Source organism: Nocardioides ochotonae, assembly GCF_011420305.2.
In the GTDB taxonomy this organism is placed as follows: Bacteria; Actinomycetota; Actinomycetes; order Propionibacteriales; family Nocardioidaceae; genus Nocardioides; species Nocardioides ochotonae.
In genome coordinates this window covers 3621988-3644424 of the sequence record NZ_CP061769.1, presented here as the reverse complement: position 1 = coordinate 3644424, position 22437 = coordinate 3621988, and the positions used below count along the sequence as shown (strand labels likewise).

Here is a 22437-nt window from a genome sequence, read left to right as displayed (position 1 = left end):
CGGCACCTGTGACCCGGCCCACGTGACGCACATCGCACGAGCGCGCCTATGCTCCGGCGCATGGACATCAACGGAGCAAGCGCGATCGTCACCGGCGGAGCCTCGGGCATCGGCGCCGCCGCAGCCCGGCAGCTGGCCGCCCGCGGCGCACACGTCGTGGTCGCCGACCTGCAGGTCGAGCGGGGCCAGGCGCTGGCGGAGGAGATCGGCGGCGTGTTCGCGCACGTCGACGTGACCCGCACCGACGACATCACCGCGGCGGTCGAGCAGGCCGTCCGGCTCGCCCCGCTCCGCGCGGTGGTCAACTCCGCCGGCATCGGCTTCGCCCAGCGCACCATCGGCCGCGACGGCCAGCTCGAGTCCGCGCACTCCCTGGAGGCGTTCACCAAGGTGATCGCGATCAACCTGATCGGCACCTTCGACGCGGTGCGCCAGACCGCGACCGCGATGAGCGGAAACGAGCCCGACGCCGACGGGTGCCGCGGCGCGATCGTCAACCTCGCCAGCGTGGCCGCCTTCGACGGCCAGATCGGCCAGGCGTCGTACTCCGCCTCCAAGGGCGGCGTGGTCGGCATGACGCTGCCGGTGGCCCGCGACCTCGCGGCCGCGGGGATCCGGCTCAACACGGTCGCCCCCGGCCTGATCGACACCCCGATCTACGGCGAGGGTCCGGAGTCGGAGGCGTTCAAGGCCAAGCTGGGCGAGTCCGTGCTGTTCCCGCGCCGGCTGGGCACGCCCGACGAGCTCGCCTCGATGGTCCTGGAGTGCCTCACCAACTCCTACATGAACGGCGAGGTCGTCCGCGTCGACGGCGGCATCCGGATGCCCCCGAAGTGAGCGGACGCGGGCGGCTGCGCCGTGCGGAGCGGGGTACCGGGCGGGTCCTGGACGCCGGGCATAGTTAACCGGTCGCGGGCGTTCACCCGGGGACCTACTCTGGAAGGCGTATGACGAACTCTTCTGCATCTCACTTCAGCCTCGACCACGCGCTCGAGGAGACCACCGGCTGGGACGACACCGACCCGTCCACGGACCGCCTCGACCCGACGACCGACGAGCCCGACGGGCCCGATGGGGAGCCGTTCGAGGACGCCTCCGACTGGGCCGACGAGCCGGACCCCGAGGAGGAGCCGACCGTCGGCGCGATGGAGCTGGCCGAGCGCCACGCCCTGCGCCGCGTCGCCACGCTGCGCACCGACCTCGAGGACATCACCGAGGTCGAGTACCGCCAGCTGCGCCTCGAGCGCGTGGTGCTGGTGGGTGTGTGGACCGAGGGATCGGTCGAGGACGCCGAGAACTCCATGGCCGAGCTCGCGCTGCTTGCCGAGACCGCCGGCTCGGAGGTGCTGGAGGCGATCTACCAGCGCCGCCAGACGCCCGACCCCGCGACGTACATCGGCCGCGGCAAGGTGGACGGGCTCAAGGAGATCGTCGCCGCGACCGGCGCCGACACCGTCATCTGCGACGGCGAGCTCGCGCCCAGCCAGCTGCGCAACCTCGAGGACCGGCTCAAGGTCAAGGTCGTCGACCGGACCGCGCTGATCCTCGACATCTTCGCCCAGCACGCGAAGTCCAAGGAGGGCCAGGCGCAGGTCGAGCTGGCGCAACTGAGCTACATGAAGCAGCGCCTGCGCGGCTGGGGCGGCAACCTGTCGCGCCAGGTCGGCGGCCGGGTCGCCGGCGGTGCCGGTATCGGTGGCCGTGGTCCCGGTGAGACCAAGATCGAGACCGACCGGCGCCGGATCAACACCAAGATCGCCAAGCTGCGCCGCGAGCTGAAGGAGATGAAGGGGACCCGCGACACCAAGCGTGCCGAGCGCCGTCGCCACCAGATCCCCAGCGTCGCCATCGCGGGCTACACCAACGCCGGCAAGTCCTCGCTGCTCAACCGGCTCACCAACGCCGGGGTGCTGGTCGAGGACTCGCTGTTCGCCACGCTCGACCCCACCACGCGTCGTACGACGACCGAGGACGGGCGCGTCTACACGATGAGCGACACCGTCGGCTTCGTGCGGCACCTGCCCCACCAGCTGGTCGAGGCGTTCCGCTCCACGCTGGAGGAGGTCGCCGACGCCGACCTGATCCTGCACGTCGTGGACGGCTCGCACCCCGACCCGGAGGGCCAGATCTCCGCGGTCCGCGCGGTGCTGGCCGACATCGACGCCGCCGGGGTCCCCGAGCTGATCGTCATCAACAAGGCCGACCAGGCCGACCCGATGGTGATCGCGCGGCTCCAGCAGCGTGAGCCGCACTGCGTGGTCGTCTCCGCCAAGACCGGCGAGGGCATCGCGAAGGCGCTCGCGGTGATCGAGAGCGAGCTGCCGCGTCCCGACGTGGAGTTCCGGGTGCTGCTGCCCTACGAGCGCGGCGACCTGGTCAACCGGATCCATCAGCAGGGCGAGATCGAGTCCCTGGAGCACACCCCCGAGGGCACGCTGGTCAGCGGCCGCGCCAACGCCGACCTCGCCGGCGAGCTCGAGGAGTACGCCGTCGCGGCTCCCGCCTGACGGGCTCGGCGCGCCCCGGTCACGCACCGGGGCGTGCTGGGTCGGGGGAGGATCGGTCACGGCGTCCTCGTGCCGACGCGAAAAGGGGTGCCGGGGACGCCGCGTTGTCCGACAATGGTGTGGTGCGACGTCGCGGGGCCGGGTCCCCTCCAGCTGGTGGGTCGGTCGCGCCGACGCCCGAACGGTTGCCCCGACGGTCGCCTTGGCGGCGTCGCCGGGTGGCGGCGGTGCTCGCCGCCCTCATCGTCGGGGCCACCACGACGGTATGGGTGGCCGGACAGGCCATCGGTGACAACGTCGGGCGCTGCGAGCGCTTCGCCGCCGCCGCCACCGACCGCGCGGGCATCGTCACCGGCGAGGGACGCCAGGTCCTCGTGATCGGCGACTCCTACGCCGCCGGACTGCTGCTCGAGGACCCGGCGACGGCGTGGCCCGATCGCCTCGAGGGGCGGGTACGGGTGGCGGGGTTCTCCGGCTCCGGCTTCAGCCGGGAGGCGAGCGGGTGCGGGGACGTCTCCTTCGCGACCCGCGCCGCGGCTGCGCTGCGCGCGCACCCGGGTGCGGAGGTCGTCGTGGTCGAGGGCGGCCTCAACGACCACGACCAGGGCGACGTCGAGATCGTCGCCGGGTTCAGGCGCCTGACCGAGGCGGTCGGCGCGCGCCCGCTCGTGGTGGTCGGCCCGCCGCCCGCCCCGACACGTGCCGAGCAGGCCGGGCTCGTGGACGCGCTGCTGGCCCGGCTGGCCGCCCGGCACGGCGCGACGTACGTCTCGACGGCCGGGCTCGCGCTGCCCTACCTTCCCGACGGGCTGCACCTCACGCCCGAGGGGCACACGGCGTTCGGCGAGCAGGTCGCGGCGGTGCTCACACGGTTGTGAGGACGCCGTCGGCGCCGTCGGTGGCCGCGGTTAGGGTTCTCCGGTGTCCTCCACTGTCGAGCAGACCTCCGTCCGCGACGTCCTCGCGACGGCCGTGCGTGCGCTCGGCGGCAGCGAGCGCGCCGGACAGGTGCAGATGGCCGAGGCGGTCGGTCGGGCGATGGAGGACGAGCAGCACCTGCTCGTCCAGGCCGGCACCGGCACCGGCAAGTCGCTGGCCTACCTCGTGCCCAGCCTGCTGCACCGCGAGCGGGTCGTCGTCGCCACCGCGACGCTGGCGCTGCAGCACCAGCTCGTCGAGCGCGACATCCCCCGCCTGACCACCGCGCTGAAGGGGCAGCCGGGCGTCGACACGTCGTACGCCGTGCTGAAGGGCCGCTCCAACTACGCCTGTCTCCACCGGGTCCGTGAGGGCGTGCCGGACGACCAGGGTGCGCTGGTGCAGCTGCCCGAGGGCTCCATGGGCGCCAAGGTGCTCGAACTGCGCGCCTGGGCCGACAAGGAGGCCGAGGACGGCGGCAGCGGCGAGCGCGACAACGCCCCGCGCCACACCGACAAGGAGTGGCGCCAGGTCAGCGTCAGCCACCGCGAGTGCCTCGGCGCCGCCAAGTGCCCCTTCGGTCAGGAGTGCTTCGCCGAGCTGGCCAAGGAGAAGGCCCAGAAGTCCCACCTGATCATCACCAACCACTCGCTGCTGGCGATCGACGCGGTCGAGGGCGTCCCGATGATCCCCGACTACAACGTCGTGGTGATCGACGAGGCCCACGAGCTGACCCAGCGGGTCACCCAGGCCGCCACCGACGAGCTGTGGGCCGCCGAGGTGGAGCGGGCCGCCCGGCGCGCCCAGCGCTACGTCGACGGCAGCGAGGCCGACGACCTCTCCGACGCCGCCGACGCACTGCGCGCCGCGATGGGCGAGGCCCGCCCGGGGCGCCTCGAGCAGCTCCCGGTCGACCTCGGGGACGCGCTCGTGCTGGTCCGTGACAGCGCCCGCGCCGCGATCTCGGCGTTCCCCAAGGACAAGGACCGCGACGGGGAGGCCGACGCCGGCCGCACCCAGGCCCGCGGCACGCTCCAGGAGGTCTTCACGACCGCGGAGCGGATGGCCGCGGAGCTCGACTCCGACGTCCTGTGGATGACCGAGGGCTCCGAGCGGATGCCCCCGCGGCTGTGTGTGGCGCCGCTGCAGGTCTGGGGCCAGATGCGCGACAAGCTGCTCAACGAGAAGACCGTCGTGTTCACCTCGGCCACCCTGATGCTCGGAGGCGACTTCAGCTCGGTCGCGACCAGCGTCGGGCTCAAGCCGTCCGAGCGGATCATCGACGGCTCGCCGACCGCGGCCGCACCGGGGGAGGGCCAGCCCTGGCGGGGCCTCGACGTCGGGTCGCCGTTCGACTACGGCCAGCAGGGCATCCTCTACGTCGCGCGTCACCTCCCGCCGCCGGGACGCGACGGGCTGGTCAAGGCCCAGCTCGACGAGATCGTGGAGCTGATCGACGCCGCCGACGGGCGCGCGCTGGGCCTGTTCTCCTCGCGCCGCGCGGCCGAGGCGGCGGCCGAGGAGGTCCGCAAGCGGCTTCCGCACCTGACGACGCTCGCGCAGGGCGACGCCCAGCTGCCCGAGCTGGCCAAGCAGTTCGTCGCCGACCCGCACACCTGCCTGTTCGGCACGCTGACGCTCTGGCAGGGCCTCGACGTACCCGGCGAGACCTGCCAGCTGGTGCTGATCGACCGGATCCCGTTCCCGCGCCCCGACGACCCGCTGATGTCGGCGCGGCAGAAGGCGGCCGACAAGGCCGGCGGCAACGGGTTCATGCAGGTCGCCGCCACCCATGCCGCGCTGCTGATGGCCCAGGGCGCCGGTCGGTTGATCCGCACGACCTCCGACCGCGGCGTGGTCGCGGTCCTCGACCCGAGGCTGGCGACCGCGCGCTACGGCGGCTTCCTCAAGGCCAGCCTGCCCTCGATGTGGACGACCACCGACCCGGGGATCGTGCGCCAGGCGCTGGCCCGGCTCGCGGGCAAGCCCTCCGCCTGAGCCGCTCCGCCGGCCGGCATCGCGCCGCGTGCGCGACGAGCGAGGACCTCGCAACGGCGACGGGGCTGGCGCGGGGTGAGCGTGTCACCCCGCGCCAGCCCCGGTCAGAGCCGCGCTGCGTCGATCCGTGCCGGGATCAGACCCGGCGCAGGACCGCGGTGACCTTGCCCAGGATCGATGCGTGGGTGCCGTCGATGGGCTCGTAGGCGTCGTTGTGGGGGAGCAGCCAGACCTTGCCGTCCTTGCGCTGGAAGGTCTTCACCGTGGCCTCGCCGTCGATGAGCGCGGCCACCATGTCGCCGTTGTTGGCGGTCTGCTGCTGGCGGATCACCACGTAGTCGCCGTTGCAGACGGCGGCGTCGATCATCGAGTCGCCGGAGACCTCGAGGAGGAACAGCTGCCCGTCGCCGACCAGCTGGCGCGGCAGCGGGAAGACGTCCTCGACCCGCTCCTCGGCCAGGATCGGCCCACCCGCGGCGATCCGACCCACGACGGGCACGTACGACGGGGCCGGCACGCTGTCGCCGATGCCGGTCTCGTCGATCGAGGATCCCTCGCCCGAGGACATCGCCTTGCGTGCGGCCATCACCTCGGGCAGGAACACCTCGAGGGCGCGCGGGCGGTGCGGGTCGCGCTTGATGAAGCCCTTCTGCTCGAGGACCTTCAGCTGGTGCGCGACGCTCGAGGAGCTGGTCAGGCCGACCGCCTGCCCGATCTCGCGCATGCTCGGCGGGTAGCCGCGCTTCTCGATGCAGTCGGTGATGTGGGTCAGGACCCGCACCTGGCGCGGGGTGAGCCCGGTCGCGTCGGCGGGACCGTCGGGGAGCTCAGCGACCCCGTCGCTCTTCTTCTTGGCCATCTGTGCCTTCCCTCGGGTCGTGGTCCGGGTTGTCGGTGCCCGCTCGCCCGGTAGTCGTCCCCGGGTCGGTGGCGTGAGGCCACCGTAGCGACTCCCACCCCCAGAGTTCAAACATCTGTTCGAAGGGCGTGTCGCGGGCCGGTCGCGGACCTCGACCCTCGAGGTGCCTCGAACATTTGTTCGCTCAGGTGCTTGCGTTCCTCGAACACCTGATCTAACGTCGTACACATGTTCGATCGAACGTCTGGTCGAACCGCTGATCTGGTCCTGTTCCGGCGGGACTGTCGGTGGCGGGCGTTAGACATCCTCTGACGCCGCGATCCGCGGCCGACGCACTTTCCTGCACTTCCCGGCACTTCCCCAGGAGCCATCATGAGCACGCTGCACCCCGCAATCGCGATCGCCCCCGCTCGCCCGACGAGCGGTCAGTCGGTGCGACTCACCCGCCGAGGTCGCGCGGTGATCTTCGGGTTCTGCGTCGCGGTGCTGCTCGCCGTGGGGTTCGCCCTCGCCGGCGGCTCGATGGCCACGGCGGAGAAGGGTCAGGCGGAGCCCACGGAGGTCATCACGGTCGGCACTGGCCAGACCCTGTGGGAGATCGCCTCGGAGATCAGTGACGACGGCGACGTGCGTGAGGCGATGCGTCACATCGAGCGGCTCAACGCCCTCGAGTCCCCGATGCTCATCGCCGGTCAGCGCCTGGCGGTGCCCACCAGCTGACGCCACATCCAGACATCGCCGGTCGCCTCGACCCCGACCGGCGAGCAGGGGAAGAGCGGGGGGCGGGACCATGAGGTCCCGCCCCCTGTTTCATGTGCGGAGGCGTCCGATCCCCGGTGCCCGGTGGTCAGGGCTGGGTGCTCAGCGCGCCGCGCGCCGTCCGCCCGGGGCGGTGGCCCGTGGGGCGGCGGTGTGCTCCGGTTGAGCGGGGTGCGGCGCCGGGAGGGCGGAGTCGGGCGTGTTCGGGTCGGAGGTGATGCCGAGCTCGCGCAGTAGGCGGGCGATGAGCATGAGCGCGACGAACAGGCACGCCACGGCGCCCATCGAGGCGAGGGCCAGGAGCCACCAGCCCTCGGTGTCGCCGCCGCGGGCGCTGGCGCCGAAGTCGATCGCGGCGTAGACCAGATAGCCCCAGGCGACCACCGCCAGGGTGACGCACCCGGCCAGGCCGAGCAGGCGTGGTCGCCAGGTCGGCGCCTTCTTGGTGCCCCGCCTCGAACCTGCCCGCTTGCCCTTGCTTGCCACGCCGTCATTGTCGCTGATGACGGACCTCGGCGCGCGGCGACCCGCATGTTCGCGCGGGGGCTTTCCTGCCAGCCCCGACCCGGCGGCGTCGGTGCCGAGTGCGGTGCGACAGGGCTCTGACCTGCGGTTACGGAGCGGTCCGTACCGGGAGGGGAAAACGGGCGTCGCGGGCTTGCAGACGGTCGGTGGCACGCGTACGGTTACCCCTACATCTAGTACTTACAGCGCTGTAGTTATCCACATCTAGTGCACAGCCCAGCGGTGGAAGACTCACAGATGTGAGCGAGTTCTACACAGAAGAACCCCTGTTATCCACACCCTGAGGCACCTCGCCCCGGGCCGTCGTGGCGCGCCTGAGAGGAGCCCCGGATGCACTGTCCCTATTGCCGGAACACCGACACCCGGGTGATCGACTCCCGGGTCGCCGACGACGGGGGTTCCATCCGGCGTCGCCGCACCTGCGGCTCCTGCGCCAAGCGCTTCTCCACCGTCGAGCTCATGCAGCTGATGGTGCTCAAGCGCTCCGGTGCCAGCGAGCCGTTCACGCGGGACAAGGCGGTGTCCGGCGTCCGCAAGGCCTGCAAGGGCCGCCCGGTGAGCGAGGACCAGCTCGCCTGCCTCGGCCAAGCCGTCGAGGACGCACTGCGTCTCGCCGGGCAGGCGGAGATCCCGGCCCACGAGGTCGGCCTGGCGATCCTCGGCCCGCTGCGCGAGCTCGACGAGGTCGCCTACCTGCGCTTCGCCAGTGTCTACCGCGCCTTCGAGTCGGCGGACGACTTCGCCGCCGAGATCGCCACGCTCCGCGCCGAGCGGAGCCCCGGTCACCCCGCACCCACGCCGGGCTGACCCACGAGCAGCCCGGCGCGTAGTGGGGAAGCTGCGCGCCGGGCCTTCCACGAACTTCCCGCACCACTGTCGGTGCTCGGAGAGACCATCGACAGTGAGAGCACGGACCGGAGCACCACCACCAGCATGAGCACCACACCACGCACCACGAGCCACGACGCATCAGAGGAGACGGGCATGACGGAGACGGTCACCAGCGCAACCAGGGGGCGCAAGGCCGCGAAGAAGGGCCTGAAGGTCGAGCGGGTGTTCAGCACCGAAGGCGTGCACCCCTACGACGAGATCAACTGGGAGCGTCGTGACGTCGTCCAGACGAACTGGCGCACCGGTGAGACCGTCTTCGAGCAGCGCGACGTGGAGTTCCCCGACTTCTGGTCGGTCAACGCCTCCACCATCGTGACCACCAAGTACTTCCGTGGTGCCGTCGGCACCGAGTCCCGCGAGAACGGTCTCAAGCAGCTCATCGACCGGGTGGTGCACACCTACACCAAGGCCGGCCTCGAGAACGGCTACTTCGCCAGCGCGGCGGACGCCGAGGTCTTCGAGCACGAGCTCACCTGGCTGCTCGTGCACCAGTACTTCTCCTTCAACAGCCCCGTCTGGTTCAACGTCGGCACCGAGTCGCCCCAGCAGGTCTCGGCCTGCTTCATCCTCTCGGTCGACGACTCCATGGACTCGATCCTGAACTGGTACAAGGAGGAGGGGTTCATCTTCAAGGGCGGCTCCGGCGCCGGCCTCAACATCTCCCGCATCCGCTCCTCCAAGGAGCTGCTGCGCTCCTCCGGTGGCACCGCCTCCGGTCCGGTCTCCTTCATGCGCGGTGCCGACGCCTCCGCCGGCACGATCAAGTCCGGTGGCGCCACCCGTCGCGCCGCCAAGATGGTCGTGCTCGACGTGGACCACCCCGACATCGAGGAGTTCGTCGAGACCAAGGCGCGCGAGGAGGACAAGATCCGCGCGCTGCGCGACGCCGGCTTCGACATGGACCTCGGTGGCAAGGACATCACCTCGGTCCAGTACCAGAACGCCAACAACTCCGTCCGTGTCTCGGATGAGTTCATGCGCGCCGTGGAGGAGGGCACCGACTTCGGTCTGCGCTCGCGCACCACCGGCGAGATCATCGAGCGCGTCGACGCCCGTGAGCTGTTCCGCAAGATCTCCAAGGCCGCCTGGGAGTGCGCCGACCCGGGTCTGCAGTACGACGACACGATCAACGACTGGCACACCAACCCCGAGACCGGCCGGATCACCGCGTCCAACCCGTGCTCGGAGTACATGTCGCTCGACAACTCCTCGTGCAACCTCGCCTCGCTGAACCTGCTGAAGTTCCTCAAGGACGACGACACCTTCGACGGCGAGCTCTTCGCGAAGGCCGTGGAGTTCATCATCACCGCGATGGACATCTCCATCTGCTTCGCGGACTTCCCGACCGAGTCGATCGGCGAGACCACCCGCGACTACCGCCAGCTCGGCATCGGCTACGCCAACCTCGGCGCGCTGCTGATGGCGATGGGTCTGGGCTACGACTCCGACGGCGGCCGGGCGATGGCCGCGACCATCACCTCGCTGATGACCGGCACCTCCTACAAGCGCTCCGCCGAGCTCGCCGCGATCGTCGGCCCGTACGCCGGCTACGCACGCAACGCCGACGCCCACAAGCGGGTCATGCGCAAGCACCAGGCGGCCAACGACACCGTGCGCCCGCTGCACGTCGCCGACGAGCAGGTCCACAAGCTCGCCACCCAGGCCTGGGCCGACGTCATCGCGCTCGGGGAGACCAACGGCTTCCGCAACGCGCAGGCCTCGGTGCTCGCCCCGACCGGCACCATCGGCTTCATGATGGACTGCGACACCACCGGCATCGAGCCGGACTTCTCGCTGGTCAAGTTCAAGAAGCTCGTCGGCGGCGGCTCGATGCAGATCGTCAACCAGACGGTGCCCCGCGCGCTGAAGAAGCTCGGCTACCAGCCCGAGCAGATCGAGGCGATCGTCGAGTACATCGCCGAGCACGGCCACGTCATCGACGCCCCGGGTCTCAAGACCGAGCACTACGAGGTCTTCGACTGCGCGATGGGCGCCCGTTCCCTCAAGGCCATGGGCCACGTGCGGATGATGGCGGCGGCCCAGCCGTTCCTGTCGGGCGCGATCTCCAAGACGGTCAACCTGCCGGAGACGGCGACCGTGGAGGAGATCGAGGACGTCTACATGCAGTCCTGGAAGCTCGGCCTCAAGGCCACCGCGATCTACCGCGACAACTGCAAGGTCGGCCAGCCGCTCTCCGGTGGCAAGGGTGACAACAAGGGCACCGAGGCCAAGCCGGCCGAGGTCGAGACCAAGGTCGTCGAGAAGGTCGTCTACGCCCCGACCCGTAAGCGCCTGCCCAAGTCGCGTGTCTCGCGCACCACGTCGTTCACCGTCGGTGGTGCCGAGGGCTACATGACCTCGGGTGCCCACGACGACGGCGAGCTCGGCGAGGTCTTCCTCAAGCTCGGCAAGCAGGGCTCGACCCTGTCCGGCGTGATGGACGCGTTCTCGATCGCGGTCTCGATCGGCCTGCAGTACGGCGTCCCGCTGGAGACCTACGTCTCGAAGTTCACCAACCTGCGCTTCGAGCCCGCGGGCCTCACCGACGACCCGGACGTGCGGATGTCGCAGTCGATCATGGACTACATCTTCCGTCGCCTGGCCTTGGACTACCTGCCCTTCGAGCAGCGCGCTGCGCTGGGCATCTACTCCGCCGACGAGCGTCAGCGCCACCTCGAGACCGGCTCGTACGAGTCGGTCGAGGAGACCGGCGCCGCCGCTGAGCTCATCGAGGATGCGCCCGCCGCGACGACCCCGGTCGTCCCGGTCGCCAAGCCCGCCCCCGCGGACGCCCACACCTCGGCCGAGCTCCTGGAGAAGATCACCGGCTCCGCGGTCGACTCGCCGCTCTGCTTCACCTGCGGCACCAAGATGCGCCCCGCCGGCTCCTGCCACGTGTGCGAGGGCTGCGGCAGCACCTCCGGCTGCAGCTGAGTCGTCTGTAGGGCGCCAGCATGATGCGCGCGCGACGACAGATGCTGCGACAGATGTTCGGACACGTGCACACAACGCGCTGACCTGCATAGATGTGTGAGAGGCCCCGAGACTCCTTCCGGAGGAGTCTCGGGGCCTCGCCGTTCTGGTCGCGCGCCGAATGATCGGGACAGGCCTCCTCGTTGATGGCACACTTGGGTACCGCATCGCTGGTGCTGTCCCGGGTCGCTCACCCGTTCCCAATCAAACGGGCAGCGTTACAGCGTCACAGGCTGCGGGGCATGATGGCTGCATGGCAGCGAGAGGCGACTCTTGGGCGTCGAGTAACGCGGTGCGTGCGGTCATGCAGGCCAACCGCCGTCGCGACACCAAGCCTGAGATGGCGGTCCGTCGACTCATCCATGCCCGCGGGCTCCGCTACCTGGTGGATGCGAAACCGTCGCCGACGTTGAATCGGCGCGCCGACATTGTGTTCCGGCGCGCTCGCATAGCCGTGTTCGTCGATGGCTGCTATTGGCACGGTTGCCCTGCGCATGGAACCGTGGCCCGGTCTAACGCGACGTACTGGTCCCAGAAGATCGGCCGTAACCGTGCGCGCGACCAGGAGACCGATCGCCTACTCAGACAGGAGGGCTGGCGCATCATTCGCGTCTGGGAGCACGAGGATCCGGTCGCCGTCGCAGACCGTATATTCGCCGAGGTTCGCGCGGCCCATCATCGGCAGCCGACATCGTCGAACGACCCGGACTAGCCTTCTTCAGTTAACCACTCGGGTTCCTGCGCGCAGTTCCTTGAAGGTGATGATCTCCGGCGCATCGAGATGGGTTTCTAGTTCAACGCCGCTGTGTCAGAACCTCAAGGTGTTACTGACGGAGTTCCGGTAGTTGTCGGAGCCGGTGTAGACCCACCGGTAGTCGATCTTCTTCTTCTTCGCGGCGGGGGGCTTCATGTTGACGACACCGGCGGCGTTCGTCTTGTAGTTCTTCACCGTTAGCCAGCGCCCGGTACCGACCGGCTTCCTCTGAAGGATCACGGGCTGTCGTGCGAGGGCTGATACCCCGGTGCGGAGTGTGACCTTCAGGTTCTTCTTGACCTTGGTCGCCTTCATCTTGGTGTAGACCGTGACTCGCTTGGTCGTTGAGTACGAGGCGTTGTAGGCACGGTCCCCGTGGAAGACGACCCGGAACGTTGAGGCTGTGGTTACTGGCATCGTGAACTTCGCCGTCCCCGTTGACGGAAGGAGGATCTTTTTCACGGTGACGTACTTGCCCGCGTTGTTCCGCTTTTCCAGGTTGACGGTCTTCCCTCCGAGCGGGCGACCGAGGTAGCGGTCCCTGAGCGAAATCGTCATGGTCGTCGGGTAGGTGCCGGTGGTTGCGAAGGTGAGCGCGGTGTCGTGTGCTTCGTCGCCGTCCTCATACCCGTCGTCGCCCTCGTCGCCTCCCGTGTCCTCACCGGGAGGATCTGTGATGCGCGGTCCGACCGTGTAGGGGAACCGAACCGTCTTGTACACCCCGTCTGCGGAGTCGAACACCGTGAGGATCAGCACGTCGGACTCTGGCTTCGACAGGTTCCAGGGGGCGACAAGCGTCACCGTCTTGTTGGAAAGGTTAGTCAGTTGCCACCCTCGTTCGCTCGCCCAGTTGTAGGAGGGCAAGTCCCAGCCTTCGATGTCGGCCGTGAACTGGACCGTTTGTCCTGCTTCGACGTGCGTTGGTCCTACAACGGCGAGGGACTGCACGCCGGGCACTCGCGGCCTGATCTCGAACCGTGCGCTTGCATGTCCGCGCACTGAGTACTCGTCCACTGGGCGGGTCGCGGTGGCTCCGATGTTGAGGTATCCGGTGTTGCCGGTGCACACCATGGTGAGAGTCACGTGCATGGTCCGGTCCCCGGTGCGACTGACGATTCGACATTCGCCGCTGCTGCTCCAGTTCGTCTCTAGTGGCAGCCATGTCGCGTTCTGCGGGTCCGTGATTTTTGCGTGGACTTGGAACTCTTCTCCTGGGAAGACGGTTTCGGGGAGAGTCAGAGCCATCGTGGGTGGCACTAGATCATCTAGGAGGATCTGCGTGCTCGCATATGCGACGGTGTTGCCGCCGCTGGTGGATGATGCCCACACGGTCAGCAGGCTCCTGTGCCAGCACCGCAACGTGTAGGTCCTGCCGCCGTCGGACAGTACTGGGGGATCGCATCGTGAGCCGTCCGATGACCACTGAACCGTGGCATCGGGTGCGGTGAGAGCGGTGAAGGTGATGGTTTCGCCTGCTGCGGGGGCCGCCGAGGAGGTTGTGATGTTGATTGCCGGTGCAGGAGGCAGCGGCGCTACGTCTTCCAAGAACGGTGACAGTGCGATGTTCGATGCGGGGTTGTTCGCGAGGAAGGATCCTGCGGGTGGGTTGGTGTTGAAGTAGTCGTCGTTGTTGCAGTCGATGTTGTAGGCCTCTGTGGCAGGGCATACCGTGCGGCTGTACTGCGGGCCGGTGCCGTCGGCGTAGCACATGACTTCGGACCCGTCGGCGCAGTGCCCCACCTTGCTGCCGTGCGGGGCGTGTGGCTGTACTGCACCGAGTGTGTGGATGAGTTCGTGCAGAGCGGTCGCGGTTGGATCGCCGTCCGTGGTGACCCAGCAGTGCCGGTGGACGCGCGCAATCTGCGCATACCGCCCGTCGTTCAGGTTCACATTCGGGTCTTTGTTGACGTAGTACTCACCTTCACCGCAGATCATGCCGCCACTGTCCAGTGGGGCGTCAGCGAAAAAGAGGTACTTGCGGTCACCCTTGAGCCAGCCACCGTTTTCGAGCGCACGTCGCATGGTGTAAAGGGAGTCGCTCACGGCACCGTCAGGCAGGACCACGTTCAACACGTCGATGTTGCATGACTGGTCCGTGACCCATCGGACGCGCTTGCCGCCGCCGGTCTTTGCGGACGACACGGCAAAGACGTCGTCGATGTAACGGGCCTCGTTGAGAAGAAGGGGCTTAACCTGCGCATACCTGTCCGGAAGGCTCTGCTCGCGCACATACACGATCTGAACACGCTTGCCGTCGGCCCCTGAGCCACCACACCATGGGTCCACATGGTCCACCAGTCCGCGCGGGATCGTCTGCCCCTCGGAGTTAACGGTCGTCGGAGCGTCACGGATCGACGACAGCCCAACTTCGGGTGCTTCGTTGTCCTGTGTCTCTTCCACGAGGGCGCTGGTGGCTCTCGCGAGTTTGCGGGGAGCGTACTCGCCCGACTCCGCGATCGCTGAGAGGACCGACTTGTCGGGCATGAACCCGGCTTGCTTGTACAGGCTGAGCGTGTCGGTTGCCCGGTTGGCGACCTTGTTGGATGCCGGTGGCTCGACCGACACAAGGGGCAGCGGAGCAGCAGACGTGGTCGTCTCAGGTCCGCTCGCCGACTGGTAGGGCTCGTTCGCGGCAGCAGGAACCAGCGACGTCGTAACGACAGTAGAAGCGAACGCCATAGTGGCGAGGGCGGCGGTTAGGCGTCTGAACTTCACAGTCCGTCCTTCGGATCTCTCGACGGCGACCTGTTGCAGAGCGTCACTCTGAGCACAGCCAGCCGTGTGCCAGACGAAGGCACACCAGATTACTAACAGATCGTGTGCCCGCCGCGACGTTCTTTTGTCGAAACGTCCGTTCCGTGGGCCCTGTCAGAAGTGGCGGCGTACAACTCGGCCATTTGGAACCGGCTGGGCGTTTTTCGCCACGAGGGCTCACAGCGTCACGCGATATCCCGTGATGATCCGGTTCGCTGTCACCACCCGGTCGCGGCTCAGGGTATGAAGACAGCGCACACCGTTCGTGAGCACGCTGGTCACGGCTGCGAGCACCCACTGCGGGTCGTTCTCTGCGCGCCAGTTCTCTTTCGCAGTGAGGTTGAACGTGAGGGCGGTGCCGATGATCCCCTTGACCTCTACGTGGAGGGTGGTGCCTTCCCGAGAGAACTCAAGGTCGTAGCCGACTCCATCGGACTGTCGATCCGCCGTGAGTTCCCATCCGCCGTCTTCGAATGCCTTGATGGTCGTCTGCACGGCAATGACCTCAGCGTCGCGGTCGCGAGCGGGGTCGCGCTGCGCTCGTCGACCGCGGCCGTTCCCTCGGGTGGGCCGGAGATAGTCCCCGTCGTCGACATATTGCGCCGGGCGGGGAGGGACCCCGGCAATCTGGCCACTCGGCAACGTCGGCAAATCGAGGATCTGGTGTTCACGCGAGGAGTCGAATGCCTCCCGCGCGCGGCGGGCGGTCACGCGCCCGCCGGGGTCGGGGCTGGTCTCATCGACTTCGTCGTCCGTACCGGCGATCTCGTCGGCATCGACGGTCACAACCATCCCTCGCGGGAACGCCTCCGTCAGGATGTCGTCGAAGGAGGCTCGCGGGATCTCTGTGATGGCGGCCGCTCGGATGTCCCAGCCGGTGATGTGGATGTCGTCCTGCCTGAGCGGAACATCGAAAGGTCGGTAGTCGTACAGGTCGACCGTCCAGGGCGCTCCGCGCGCGGAGCCGTGCACGTAGCGGACCGTCGCAGTCGCGGTGAATGCGCCGCTGTGGCGGTCTGCAAACACGATCCTGCTGCCGGGACCGGCCTCGGCAAGGGTCCGCTGGTGCAGCAGGCCACCGACGGGCAGGGGCATCGTCCGCCAGTCGCGGAGGAGGCGAGGCACAATGAAGCACCGGTCGCGCCCGGTGCAAGCGCTGAGCATCTGGGAATAGGCGCGGACGGTGACTGTGCTGCCACCCCCGGTAGGAGCGTTCTCGCTGGTGTCCCAGGATCCGTCATAGGTGCGCCCGAGGTGAGCGAGGATGGCCTCGGTTTTCCGGTAGGCCGTGCCGATCGCCTCACGACCGGCAATCGCGCGGAAGACTCTGCCTAGGAACTCGGACTCGACCGTGCTGCCTTCGGACAGTCGGGGTGGTGCTGGGAGGTTCAGTTCGGCCGCGAGGGCGCGAGCGAGGGCCTCCTTGCCGGGCCGCGGAATGGAGGATCCCCGGATCACCAGACCACCTGCGCATCCATCTCGTCAAGCATGGGAGTAGTTAACCAATCCCGATGGCTCCGCGCCGCGGTTTGCGCCCCAACCGGAGGACAGTCGATCGGGGACGTGATCCAATGTTGGCCGTGTCCAGAAGCAGCGGGTCTAAGGCGTTCGACGATCTACGTGATGCGCTGCTCAGGCAGCCCGCGCTCAGGGCGGAGTTGGAAGCGGCCCTCGACCTCAACGTAAGGCGCGTCAATCCGACCGATCGCGCTAACCGCTTCGGATCCGGGGCGGCTGTGGAGTGGATCCTGGCGTCCGTCGCCTTCGCCGCAGGCGTTCTTTCCATCCCCGCTGGTCACAACGCCAACGGGTTCGACCTGCGGGATCTCCGGGAGGACGCCCGGGGCCTGTGGTCGGTCAAAAACACCACAAAGCGCAGCGATTTCCGATTGACCAATGGCATTGGCGGTCCGGGGGCAGGTTTCACGGAACCCGTCGTCTTCCTGAGCCCGGTCCTACCTGGGGTCGTGTTCTGCGACCCGAAGACGCACGAGGATGTCCGCCGGGAGGTCCAGGTCAAGTCCGATGCGACCGTCTTGCCATTTCGCGTCGTCGAGGCACATGCGAAGCAGCATCCGGAGTGCGTGGCAGCGTGCTCGATGCCGACGAATCCTGGCACGGGCCAGGATGACCCATGGATGGACTACGTGGAGTCTCTCTTGAGCCGAGAGCGCTTCCCCCAGTTGTCTCGCCTATTCAACGCGGCGAAGCCGGTGCAAGGATCGCTCACCTCGGAACTGCAAGCCCTCATCGCCCAACGCGACTCGGGCGCGATCAACGCCGAGCAGTTCGACCTGCTCGTCCGCCGTCTCGGGGCATGATGTGGGCGGTATCCAAGACACTGCATCCGCGCGGAGGCGCCTAGCGATCGACGCACTGAGCCGGGAACTCGACGGGTCAGACAAGGCGTCCAGCGCCCACCAACTAGGTGAGCGCCTTGCGACCGCGCGTCCCATGGTGGTGAGCGCGGACATCGACGGCCTCGTGTCGGCCGCGATGCTTGGCTCGGTTGCTCCCAACTGGGAGATCGTCGCCTTCGTCGTCGAGTCCACGAAAATCATCCTTCACCCGTCGGTCGTGTCGGGGATGCCTACGGACCTGGTAGCAGTAGACCTCTTTAGCCTCCGCCACGACTCGTTGAGCAACCACGTGGTGAAGTACGGCAACAAGCAGATACGTCTGCGGGGGCTCCGGTCTGCCTTCTCCATCTGGGACGGAATGGTGGACGCGGGCGCATCCAAGCATCTCTACGCTTTGCCATCGGTTTGGGCTGGCACCCAAGGATGCTACGAGGACGCCTACAAGCCCACGTCCTCGAAGTACAAATACCCCCTGGGCACTGCACAGATCCTGCTCGCCATGTTGGAAGCGGCAGGTCACGCGCCCAAGTTCTTCGACCGGCACTACTTGCCATGGCTCGTCGCGAACTGCGACGGAGGCGTGAGCACGTACACAAAGTACGGCTTTAACGCGCGCATCTGGTGGGCGACCATGGCCGGCGCAGTCGGCCCGGCGAGCCTCACGGAGCAAGTCTTTCGCCTCGTCGACACCATGCGCCCGCACGACTTTCTGGACACTGTCAACGCTCTGGACCGTGAGCGCCAAGCCAGCGGAGTTCAGCCTTGGCTAAACGACGACTGGAACCTGGCGGGTGCAGATCGTGGCACTTTGGAGCGAGCACTCACTTGGATCCACGAACTGACCGGCTGGCGCGACCCTGTCCGGGGCGGGATCAGCCAACTAGCATCTTGGGTCGAAGTGCCGGCCTCAGGCAGCGGGATCGTCTACGTCGCGGGCTCCAACGTCGTGAAGCCCGCGACCGAAAAGGCGGCGATCGGATCGGTCATGGCTGCCAACAACGCCATCAATGCGAATTTCTACCACGGCGGATTCTCCGGAAGTCGTTTTAACTGGGTGGGCGGGTGGTAGCGACGCTCTTCGTTGGGACCCGCGGTCCTACTTATGGGGTTGCGACCGTGCGGTCCACCCAGCGCGTCGAACGCTTTCAAGTCCGCTGGCCACAGCGTCAAGCGTTCGGTGTCGTTATCCCGTCGGCTGATGCTCCTTGAGGATCCCGTCGGGGGACCGCGGCGCGACGTCGAGAACCGCCTCGCGGATGGACTCGCCGATCGCGCCGTGGCCCTTGAGGAGCCAGGCGTCGCGGCGTACGTGCTCACGAAGGACGTTCCACACGACTCCGACGTTGACCCCGTTGCCCATCTGCTTATACGTCGCGGCCGGGCGCTGACCTCCGAAATCAAACGTGTCCGGAAGTCCCTGGAGACGGGCTGTCTCCCGCGGGGAGACTCGCCTTTCACGAGGTCCCACGATGCTGGTCTGTGTTATGGCGACGAGTGCAGGGAGATATGTGGGTGCCTTCGCGCGGATGCCGGACGGCCGGAAATGCATAACGGTGTCCCAGAGTCGAGGTGTCTCTTGCGCCTGCCACTCCAACTTTCGGCGGGAAGCCGGGAAGGAATCGGTATACAGGCCCCACTTTTCGGCCCAGGCTCGGATGACTCTGTGATGTGCCCCGAAGAACTCGTAGTTCTTGATCAGGTGCGAGCGCTTCCAAGACGGTAGCGTCGGGTCGATCGTCGGGATTCGCGGTTCGTCGGGGACCCGCGACTTGTCTCGCTTCCACGCGTCACGAACGTCGAGCCAGGAATCCGCCCACAGCGGGAAGCCCGGAAGGCGTCGTCCCTCCCGCTCCTCCCACATGACTTGCACAAACTCGTCCCACGCGTCGATCCAGAGGCGTTCAGCCTCCGTGAGGTTGCAGCCGGGGATGTTGTGGGCGTCATCGAGGAAGTCTTCGATGTCCCACCCCTCCCGCGGGTCCCAATCCGTTCCTGGCAACGTCAGGGGGTCTGGCTCGAACTCCAGTCGGGGATCGGTCTCGAATGATTCCGGGATGAGAGTCGCGGTGATGAAGACCCGCTCGCGAGCCTGTGGGCGGCCCCCGTACTCGGGCGGCAACAGGTGTGGCGAAAAGACCGCGGACTTCTCTGCGACCCGGTACCCCTCGTCCCGCAGCGTCTCGATGATGATCTGCCACTCGTGGATATGCCGGGGGCCGGCCAGGTTACGGACGTTCTCCAGCATTACGATCTTAGGCTTGCGTACCTGGATGATGCGGGCAATGTTCCAGAAGAGCGTGCCTCGCGCCTCCTCCATCCCGTGCTGAGCGCCGCTCTTGCTGAAGGGCTGGCAGGGGAATCCGGCGCAGAGGATGTCGTGCTCGGGGACGTTCATAACGTCGTCATTCGCGTCGGCAGTTATGTCCCCGTACGGGTTGTGACCCCAGTTCCGCGCGTAGGTTTGCGCTGCCTCCTTGTCGATCTCGACCGCGTAGACACACTCGCCGCCGTACGACTTCAGGGCCGCGTGAAAACCGCCGATGCCTGCGAAGAGGTCGACGAACCTGAACTTGGGAGCAGTCTGGGACACAGGTGCAAGCCTACTCGCACCGAACGCACGTTCGATGCAGGACGCGGCGTGTCTCTTGACACGACCGGGCCCCACGCCACGGGGCGGCCGAGCCAGAGTAGACCGCCAACGGGCTGAGGGTCGGCGCGGCGGTAGTCGTGGCGCGGGAACGTAGATCCGCTCGTCGTGGCCTCTCGTGCAGCCGCTCCGTGGTTCTCTCGGTGTGGCGACCAGGAACCACGTCGGACCTGTGGCACCTCTAATCGGAGCGAGGAGAAGGAAGCGCATCGTTGACCAGGGTGCTGCCGAGTTACACCGGCCACGGCGGCCAGCGCAGTATCCTGATGCCATGCCGGAGGGCGGGGTGCCAGAAGAAGTCACGAAGAGCGATCCCGCCTGGAAGATCTTCGAGAAGGACGTGGCCGCCTTCGTGGCCGAACTTGATGACTCGGCAGTGGTTGAGCACGATGTGAAGGTTTCCGGGAGATTCAGTGGCCGAAAGAGGCAGATCGATGTTCGGGTAACAGGAACCGTTGGTGGCTCAACTTTCGAGGTCGCCATTGAGTGCAAGCGCAACGCGAAGAAGGCGCTTGGTATCGCGGTGGTCGACGAGTTCGTAGGCAAGGTTCTCGATGTCGGGGTTGATCGAGGCGTCCTCTACGCTTTCGGTGGCTTCGACGCGGGCGCAAAGGCGCGGGCGAAGGGATCCATCCACCCGAAGATTGAATTGCGAGACCTCGGCGATCGGGATGTCGACCTGCTTCAGCCTTGGGCCGACATTGCCGACGACTTCGTCCGAGACGACTGCCCAAATCCCGATTGCTGGGGTGAGATCACATGGGGCGACTACAGCAGTGAAGCCGGTCGCGCGGTGAAGGCTGGGACCTGCGACTCATGCGGCTCACTCGTCGGAGAGTGCGCTGTCTGCGGAGAGAAGACATCCCTGGACGCCGAAAGAACGCGGTGCGACGGATGTTGGGGTGCTGCGTGGGAGGTCGTGTGGTCCCGCAGCGACCACGATGGCATCGACTTCATCAATTTCGTCGATCCGGGTCAAGAGGAACTGTAGGCGTCCAATCATTGACCGCGATCTCAGCCGAGGCGTTGCATGGCGCAGAATCGATCGTGCCTGACATCTCGGTTCGTGAACGTTGTGGGTCTTCGCCCCGATTGGCCGCGGCTATCGCCACGCTGCGCGGCTGACGCGAGGACGGCTAACGGCGCCTAGTCGTGGGCTAGTCCTGCCTCCGGATGTCGTCACGGTGATTCCAGATCGGGTTGGTCCAGGCGAACAACGGCCTCTGCGCAGCCGCGGCACAGGGTCCCACCTCGGGGCATGGGTTTTTTGGCAGGTCACGATGGAGGGCCCGCCGATCTACCTGGTGTCCGTGCAGGCTAGGAGGGTTACGCGGTTGACCCCGTCGTCCGGCATGGGAGGAGAAGGTCGGTGACCCCACCGCGGTTTACGGGCCAAGGTGAATGCACCACGGTGATCACCGCATACCGTCAGACCGTGTGGCCGAGTCCTTCCAGGACGGCGTCGGTGAACTCGTCCACGAGAGTGTCGTCGATCTCGGAGACGAACCGCCACGCCTTGGACTGAGACACGGTCGCGAGCGGGCGGCGAAGTCCCTTGTTCAGCGCCCACAGATGGGTCCCGGCCCGAAGCAAGGCACCCTCGAAGTCACTCGCTTTGACCCGAGTCCGCAGCGGTGAGTCGACCCAGTCCGCCTCCACCATCGCGATGCTGAATGGCAGGGTTTCCTGCTGCCAGTAGACGGCTGTATAGCCGTCGACCACATGGGTTGCCTTGGGAATCTCCTGCCCGTACTCGGCGAAGTCCGCTGCTTCGACGACTACGCCAGGTCTGCCATCCACCAGCCAGGTGTCGCCTAGCCTGCCGGCCTTGGCCATGATGGGCTGCCAGCGAGGATTGGAGGGGAATCGTTCGTTTAGACGCGGGCTTATATCGATTACCCCGAAGCCAGGGACCAATAGCCAACTGTGGCCTCGTGTGCTCTGTGGCGCGTCGTTGCCGACGCCGTACGGGGAGGCTCCCTCAGAGGACGGGCCGACGATGAACATGTTCGCACCGAATACGAAGTCGGATGCGACCCCCTCGGCTGCAAGCAAGACCCCGGTCAGGACGGTGTGTTCGCGGCAGGACCAGCCGGTGTCGAACATGCGGCTCGCCGCGTTCCAGTGCGGGTCGATGCGCAGGAGGTGGTGTAGATCGGCTCGCGCCGGGCTGTCAAGCAGCGTTCGGACTCGGGTGGTCACATCAGTCGCTGCAGTCACAACAAGATTATGACGTTCGGCAGAGGCCGGTCGCCTTCGTGGGTCCAAGGCTGGACCGGGCGGAGGCCCCGGACGTTACGGCATGTCATAGGTCCTACGGGAAGCCATAGTTAGAGCGCACCGGTAGACGTCCAACAAGTCGAGGCGCGCGCGATGGACAGGCTGGAGGGACCGACGACCCCAAAGGGCCGGAGCCCTGACCGCATTCCCGGACGCGGGCGCTAACGACGCGGCCGCGGAGCCGCCGAACGGCACCGCCGAGCCCGCGACCG

17 protein-coding genes are annotated in these 22437 nt (G+C 67.3%); 11 read left to right on the top strand and 6 right to left on the bottom strand.

Annotated elements, in window-relative coordinates; genetic code table 11:
- Positions 1–60: 60 nt before the first annotated feature.
- The 4 genes from HBO46_RS17495 (at position 61) to HBO46_RS17480 (ending at position 5423) form a co-directional block, all read left to right on the top strand.
- Complete coding sequence (locus HBO46_RS17495) at positions 61–837, top strand: SDR family NAD(P)-dependent oxidoreductase (RefSeq protein ID WP_166133997.1); 777 nt, start codon at positions 61–63, stop codon at positions 835–837.
- Positions 838–947: 110 nt separating this feature from the next.
- Positions 948–2507 carry a GTPase HflX gene (hflX, locus tag HBO46_RS17490; protein ID WP_191480169.1) on the top strand — a complete coding sequence of 520 codons (1560 nt, stop codon included), beginning with the start codon at positions 948–950 and terminating at the stop codon, positions 2505–2507.
- Positions 2508–2734: 227 nt separating this feature from the next.
- A complete protein-coding gene (locus HBO46_RS17485; protein WP_166133976.1) occupies positions 2735–3385 on the top strand; it encodes an SGNH/GDSL hydrolase family protein in 651 nt (216 codons plus the stop codon).
- A 43-nt stretch (positions 3386–3428) separates the two neighbouring features.
- Positions 3429–5423, top strand: a complete 1995-nt coding sequence (locus HBO46_RS17480) for an ATP-dependent DNA helicase (RefSeq protein ID WP_166133974.1) — start codon at positions 3429–3431, stop codon at positions 5421–5423.
- A gap of 136 nt (positions 5424–5559) precedes the next feature.
- Here HBO46_RS17480 and lexA read toward each other — a convergent pair whose 3' ends face one another.
- Positions 5560–6282 carry a transcriptional repressor LexA gene (lexA, locus tag HBO46_RS17475; protein WP_166133972.1) on the bottom strand — a complete coding sequence of 241 codons (723 nt, stop codon included), beginning with the start codon at positions 6280–6282 and terminating at the stop codon, positions 5560–5562.
- A 372-nt stretch (positions 6283–6654) separates the two neighbouring features.
- Here lexA and HBO46_RS17470 point away from each other — a divergent pair, with 372 nt between their 5' ends.
- Entirely contained in the window at positions 6655–7002 is a 348-nt protein-coding gene (locus HBO46_RS17470) for a LysM peptidoglycan-binding domain-containing protein (protein WP_166133970.1), read from the top strand.
- 141 nt (positions 7003–7143) lie between these two features.
- Here HBO46_RS17470 and HBO46_RS17465 read toward each other — a convergent pair whose 3' ends face one another.
- Complete coding sequence (locus HBO46_RS17465; protein WP_166133968.1) at positions 7144–7527, bottom strand: hypothetical protein; 384 nt, start codon at positions 7525–7527, stop codon at positions 7144–7146.
- A gap of 369 nt (positions 7528–7896) precedes the next feature.
- On the opposite strand from HBO46_RS17465, the gene nrdR reads away from it, so the two are divergent.
- From nrdR to HBO46_RS17450, 3 genes are all read left to right on the top strand, one after another.
- Positions 7897–8373: a transcriptional regulator NrdR gene (gene nrdR / locus HBO46_RS17460; RefSeq protein ID WP_166133966.1), complete on the top strand. Its 477-nt coding sequence runs from the start codon at positions 7897–7899 to the stop codon at positions 8371–8373.
- A gap of 177 nt (positions 8374–8550) precedes the next feature.
- Positions 8551–11391, top strand: coding sequence for a vitamin B12-dependent ribonucleotide reductase (locus HBO46_RS17455; RefSeq protein ID WP_166133964.1), 2841 nt, complete (start codon positions 8551–8553; stop codon positions 11389–11391).
- Positions 11392–11722: 331 nt separating this feature from the next.
- Positions 11723–12142, top strand: coding sequence for a very short patch repair endonuclease (locus HBO46_RS17450; RefSeq protein ID WP_224769203.1), 420 nt, complete (start codon positions 11723–11725; stop codon positions 12140–12142).
- A gap of 96 nt (positions 12143–12238) precedes the next feature.
- On the opposite strand, the gene HBO46_RS17445 is transcribed toward HBO46_RS17450, so the two are convergent.
- Complete coding sequence (locus HBO46_RS17445) at positions 12239–14899, bottom strand: hypothetical protein (RefSeq protein WP_166133962.1); 2661 nt, start codon at positions 14897–14899, stop codon at positions 12239–12241.
- A gap of 216 nt (positions 14900–15115) precedes the next feature.
- Positions 15116–16396: a protein NO VEIN domain-containing protein gene (locus HBO46_RS17440; protein WP_166133960.1), complete on the bottom strand. Its 1281-nt coding sequence runs from the start codon at positions 16394–16396 to the stop codon at positions 15116–15118.
- 122 nt (positions 16397–16518) lie between these two features.
- Here HBO46_RS17440 and HBO46_RS17435 point away from each other — a divergent pair, with 122 nt between their 5' ends.
- The gene (locus HBO46_RS17435) at positions 16519–17259 is read left to right on the top strand and encodes a hypothetical protein (RefSeq protein ID WP_166133958.1); all 741 of its coding nucleotides are present in this window, start codon (positions 16519–16521) and stop codon (positions 17257–17259) included.
- Between the two features lie 139 nt (positions 17260–17398).
- The gene (locus HBO46_RS17430; protein WP_166133956.1) at positions 17399–18367 is read left to right on the top strand and encodes a hypothetical protein; all 969 of its coding nucleotides are present in this window, start codon (positions 17399–17401) and stop codon (positions 18365–18367) included.
- A gap of 114 nt (positions 18368–18481) precedes the next feature.
- Here HBO46_RS17430 and HBO46_RS17425 read toward each other — a convergent pair whose 3' ends face one another.
- The gene (locus HBO46_RS17425; RefSeq protein WP_224769201.1) at positions 18482–19888 is read right to left on the bottom strand and encodes a DNA cytosine methyltransferase; all 1407 of its coding nucleotides are present in this window, start codon (positions 19886–19888) and stop codon (positions 18482–18484) included.
- Positions 19889–20216: 328 nt separating this feature from the next.
- Here HBO46_RS17425 and HBO46_RS17420 point away from each other — a divergent pair, with 328 nt between their 5' ends.
- Entirely contained in the window at positions 20217–20936 is a 720-nt protein-coding gene (locus HBO46_RS17420; protein ID WP_166133952.1) for a restriction endonuclease, read from the top strand.
- Positions 20937–21373: 437 nt separating this feature from the next.
- Here the strand turns inward: HBO46_RS17420 and HBO46_RS17415 are convergent, their stop codons facing one another.
- Positions 21374–22165, bottom strand: a complete 792-nt coding sequence (locus HBO46_RS17415) for a hypothetical protein (protein ID WP_166133951.1) — start codon at positions 22163–22165, stop codon at positions 21374–21376.
- Positions 22166–22437: the final 272 nt, after the last annotated feature.

Coding starts and splice junctions, on each gene's coding strand:
- HBO46_RS17495 (WP_166133997.1), top strand. CDS start 61: ATGGACATCAACGGAGCAAGCGCGATCGTCACCGGCGGAGCCTCGGGC.
- hflX (WP_191480169.1), top strand. CDS start 948: ATGACGAACTCTTCTGCATCTCACTTCAGCCTCGACCACGCGCTCGAG.
- lexA (WP_166133972.1), bottom strand. CDS start 6,282: ATGGCCAAGAAGAAGAGCGACGGGGTCGCTGAGCTCCCCGACGGTCCC.
- HBO46_RS17470 (WP_166133970.1), top strand. CDS start 6,655: ATGAGCACGCTGCACCCCGCAATCGCGATCGCCCCCGCTCGCCCGACG.
- nrdR (WP_166133966.1), top strand. CDS start 7,897: ATGCACTGTCCCTATTGCCGGAACACCGACACCCGGGTGATCGACTCC.
- HBO46_RS17455 (WP_166133964.1), top strand. CDS start 8,551: ATGACGGAGACGGTCACCAGCGCAACCAGGGGGCGCAAGGCCGCGAAG.
- HBO46_RS17420 (WP_166133952.1), top strand. CDS start 20,217: ATGCCGGAGGGCGGGGTGCCAGAAGAAGTCACGAAGAGCGATCCCGCC.